Here is a 644-nt window from a genome sequence, read left to right on the forward strand (position 1 = left end):
GATCCCTAAAGGTGCAATATGCTTCTTTACAAGCACTGCATTATCAAAAAGAGAAGGTATGTTATATTGTTCATTACCGTATGCAATACCAAGCCCACCACCAATATCTATATGCGTTATCGCATAACCATCGCTCCACAATTGACGCACAAAATCTGCGATAATAAAAAATGCCTCCTCAAACGGTTTTAAATCACAAATCTGACTACCAATATGCATATCGACACCACAAACATGTAATCCAGGTAAAGAATCCGCTTTTTTATAGGCCTCTCTTGCTAACAACAGTGGAATACCGAATTTATTCTCAGATTTTCCCGTTGTAATTTTCTCATGAGTCTTTGCATCAACATCTGGATTAATGCGTAGTGAAACCCGTGCTGTTTTTGAAAGCGCAACAGCACGGGCTGACAATTGTTCAAGTTCCTGCTCTGACTCAACATTAAAACAGTAAATATCTTGAGAAAGAGCAAAATCTATCTCCCGCACTGTTTTACCAACTCCAGAATAAACAATACGATGCGCAGGAATCCCAACAGCAAGAGCACGCCGCAATTCACCTTCTGAAACAACATCAGCTCCCGATCCATTCAAGCTAAGAAGCCGCAAAACAGCTTGATTAGAATTGGCTTTAACCGCATAAG

At 40.2% G+C, this 644-nt stretch carries 1 protein-coding gene; it reads right to left on the minus strand.

The annotated features are described in order from the left end of the window. Positions 1 to 644, minus strand: a 644-nt coding sequence (locus J7R10_RS08410; protein WP_484792989.1) for a type III PLP-dependent enzyme domain-containing protein, incomplete at both ends; no start/stop codon positions are given.

The sequence above is a fragment of the Bartonella vinsonii subsp. berkhoffii ATCC 51672 genome (genome assembly GCF_902825225.1).
GTDB lineage: Bacteria > Pseudomonadota > Alphaproteobacteria > Rhizobiales > Rhizobiaceae > Bartonella > Bartonella berkhoffii.